This window comes from Streptomyces shenzhenensis (assembly GCF_021462265.1).
GTDB lineage: Bacteria > Actinomycetota > Actinomycetes > Streptomycetales > Streptomycetaceae > Streptomyces > Streptomyces shenzhenensis.
Window position 1 is genome coordinate 1 of the sequence record NZ_JAJONF010000121.1, and the last position, 3460, is coordinate 3460.

3 protein-coding genes are annotated in these 3460 nt (G+C 66.2%); 1 reads left to right on the forward strand and 2 read right to left on the reverse strand.

Going from position 1 to position 3460, the window contains the following annotated elements:
* Nucleotides 1–279 precede the first annotated feature (279 nt).
* Nucleotides 280–1026: a restriction endonuclease gene (locus LQ326_RS46900; protein WP_234545328.1), complete on the reverse strand. Its 747-nt coding sequence runs from the start codon at nt 1024–1026 to the stop codon at nt 280–282.
* Between the two features lie 147 nt (nt 1027–1173).
* Complete coding sequence (locus LQ326_RS46905) at nt 1174–2169, reverse strand: hypothetical protein (RefSeq protein ID WP_234545329.1); 996 nt, start codon at nt 2167–2169, stop codon at nt 1174–1176.
* Nucleotides 2170–2758: 589 nt separating this feature from the next.
* On the opposite strand from LQ326_RS46905, the gene LQ326_RS46910 reads away from it, so the two are divergent.
* On the forward strand, nt 2759–3460 hold a 702-nt coding region (locus LQ326_RS46910; protein WP_234545330.1), incomplete at its 3' end, for an IS110 family transposase.

A 3460-nucleotide genomic window follows, 5' to 3' on the forward strand; every position in this document is an offset into this window, starting at 1 on the left:
AAGACAACTCCGATCATAGACACGACTGCTTCAGCTGCATGACGTGCCTGCCCACAGCCTCCACCGCAGGTGGGCACGACTTCAGCCGACGCTCAGAAACAGGTCAAAGCAGTCGTTCGAGAGACGGCGGCGGCCACTGAGGCAACAGCGTCGGGGGCCGTCACAGGGTGCTTGGAGCTGGCCCGCACGCCCCCGGGGACGCACGTATCCGGCTGATCACCACACGCACGGATGACTGCACGTTGTTCATGCCACCGCAGTCATACAGCCTCTGCCGCCTTACCAGCGGTCGATGTTCAGGATGTCCCGGGCAGCGACGTCGAAGCCGATCCAGACCGCGAGGCGTCGCCAGTCGACCAGGCGCATCCCCTCGCGCTCTGCGACATGCACGGCGGCGGGCTCAAAGGTGTTCGTCGTGACGACGATCCGTATCTTCGGTCGGGGGTGCCGGGCCAGTGGGCCGTGGTCCCAGCCGTCGGTGGTATCGTAATGTAGGATCTTGACGACGTCGGCACGCACAGGCCGGTTGTAGTGCTTGCACTGGACGACAGCGACGTCCCCCGACGGAGTGCGCGCGGCAACGTCCACACCCCCGTCCCCCGCGCCACCACCGTTTTGCAGAAGGACCGCGCCGGACTGGGCGAGCAACCTGGAGGCTTCGGCTTCAAGGTCTCTCCAGTCGCCCTCCCACACCTTCTTCACGCGGTCGCGATCGTAGGCAAGCTCGTCGAGCTTCCATCTGCTGCTGCCCGGCATGTGGTTGAGCGCCATCCGCCACGGCTCGATCGTCGCGACTTCCTCCATCGGGAAGAGGGCCTGGTGTTGACGATGCAAGGGACAATCTCCCCATACGTTGGGGGGCTCACCACAGTAGTCCCCCTCGCCGTAGATGGTTCCGTCGCAACGCGGCGCCACGAAGGCGAAGTCCCGCTGCCGGCGCTCGACGTCAAGCATCCGCTGACGCTCCTCCCGCTCCCGCTGAACGCGCTCCAAGTCGTCGTCCTCCAGCGGGGAGGCGGCAAACATGGCGCGGGACTTCCGCCGTTCCTCAATCTAGTCGGACAGCTTGTCGTCGAACACGTCGAGCTCCATTCACAGATCGGGGCCCGCGCCATGGTGGCGCGGGCCTGCGAGTGGGTTAGAAGTCTTCCGACATCCTTGCCGGATACTTGATCAGGAGTCGTAGCGCTTGGTCACCACCATCTTCGTACCTGCGAGGACGGCTCCCACTGGCGCCTCGGCCCACTGAGCAAGCAGTAGTGGCTTCTCGTTCACGGACTTCAGCAAGTGGGCGATCTCGTCGGCGCTCGGTGCAACCGGAAGCGCACAGCCGATCACGGGGCCGCCTGTCGCACTGGTGTGGTCTCCGTACTCTTCGTTGGGATCGTCCGGCTCCCAACGCCCGACTTCCATCTCCCAGGAGGCGTCGTCAACGCCAGGTTCAGGTGTGTGGACCGTCATATAGAAACCGTCAGAGTCATACGGCTCGGCGAAGATCCCGCTGCCGGCGTCATCCAGTGAAGCCCACGTCCCACCACCCAGGGAGTGTGCAGTGACCAGCACCCGCAGGTCAGCGACAGCCTTCTCCCGCTCCTCAGGTGTGAACTCTGCTTCTCTGCGATCGAACTGTTCGCGAGTCTCGTCGCTCAGGGTGTCCATGCCGTCGTCGTCCTTCACGAAGGGATGGCCGAACTCCCAGTGACGTTCGATCTCCAGCTCATCCTCCGACGAAGCCCCCGAGAACTCGTCGAGTGACACGCGCAACTCGTTTGCCTCTACTTCCACTTCGGCACGGATCGCCCTGCTGACCGTGTCGGGCAAAGCCGCCAAGGCCATTTCGAGATCGGCGAGCGCCTGGTGAAGCCGCAGGCAGACGTACTCGTACCACAGACTGTGGGCACCGGTGAGAAGAGCGGCTTGGGCAGCAGCGTCCGCCAGCGCCGCAAGGTGCTTGTGCGGGTAGTAGTCCATACGCCGCTCGCGGCGGTCGTGGACGCTGACAGGGACGGTGGCGAAGGCGGAGATCCGATTGAGAGCGTCGACGATCGGAGCCGCTAGGCGAGAGTCGCCAAGACTCGTCACGGTCTTGGATACGACGCTGTCCGGACCTTGATAGGTCGCCAGGATCTGAGTCTTCCCACGGTTGGCGTGCTGAGAATAGATGGTCAAAGGAACGCCTTTCGCCCTGTCCGGCAGACGACGGACAGGAGGGTTGCGTCGGGGTATGGAAGGAGGTGGTGGCGAAGGCGCATTCCGCCGCTCCGTACCTCAAGATGACCGGGGGTGGCCCAGGTACTGTCCTAGGCTCCATTCCTGCCCGCAGGTTAGGCGGAAGCCCTGTGCACCGCAAGCGGGTTGTCGCCCCTGCTCAGGCACGAAGGGCGCCGACGCACTGGAAGTGAACTGCACCCCCACGGAACGTTGGGGCCCGCAGGTCTACCGAGCCGCGGCTCCGGCGTCTCCCCGGTCCTCGGACAGCCCTGCGCCGTCGGCGCCCCCGTTATCTTCTTCGCGGTCCTGCAAGAGGACCGCTGGCCTCCGGGCCCGGCATGACTGTGTCCCCCTGTCGAAGACATGACCTGGGGGGGTGGTGTCACCGGGCCCGGCAGGTGCCGTCGGAGACGCTGATGAGAGGTCCGGCCACCACCCGGTCCGGCGCAACGCCGGACAGCTCGCGGGCGGCAGGTCTGCATAACGTGGATGCGCGCGTACGACACCACCGCCAAGGCCGGCACGCTCAACACCCCGAAAGGGCGCGATGTTCGACACCGAAGACGTGGGCGTGTTCCTCGGCCTGGACGTCGGCAAGACCGCTCACCACGGCCACGGGCTCACCCCGGCCGGGAAGAAGGTCCTCGACAAGCAGCTGCCCAACAGCGAGCCGAAACTGCGGGCCGTCTTCGACAAGCTGACCGCCAAGTTCGGCACCGTCCTGGTGACCGTCGACCAGCCCGCCTCCATCGGCGCCCTCCCGCTCACCGTCGCCCGCGATGCAGGGTGCAAGGTCGCCTACCTGCCCGGACTCGCCATGCGCCGGATCGCCGACCTCTACCCGGGCGAGGCGAAGACCGACGCCAAGGACGCCGCGGTGATCGCGGACGCCGCCCGCACCATGCCGCACACCCTGCGCTCACTGGAACTGACCGACGAGATCACCGCCGAGCTCACCGTGCTCGTCGGCTTCGACCAGGACCTCGCCGCCGAGGCCACCCGCACCAGCAACCGGATACGCGGCCTGCTCACCCAGTTCCACCCCAGCCTGGAACGCGTCCTGGGCCCACGCCTGGACCACCCCGCAGTAACCTGGCTGCTGGAACGCCACGGCTCCCCGGCCGCCCTGCGCAGAGCCGGCCGCCGCAGACTCGTCGAAGTCATCCGGCCCAAGGCCCCACGCATGGCCCAGCGGCTGATCGACGACGTCTTCGACGCCCTGGACGAGCAGACCTGTCAGCGGTCATGC

Coding starts and splice junctions, on each gene's coding strand:
- LQ326_RS46900 (WP_234545328.1), bottom strand. CDS start 1,026: ATGTTTGCCGCCTCCCCGCTGGAGGACGACGACTTGGAGCGCGTTCAG.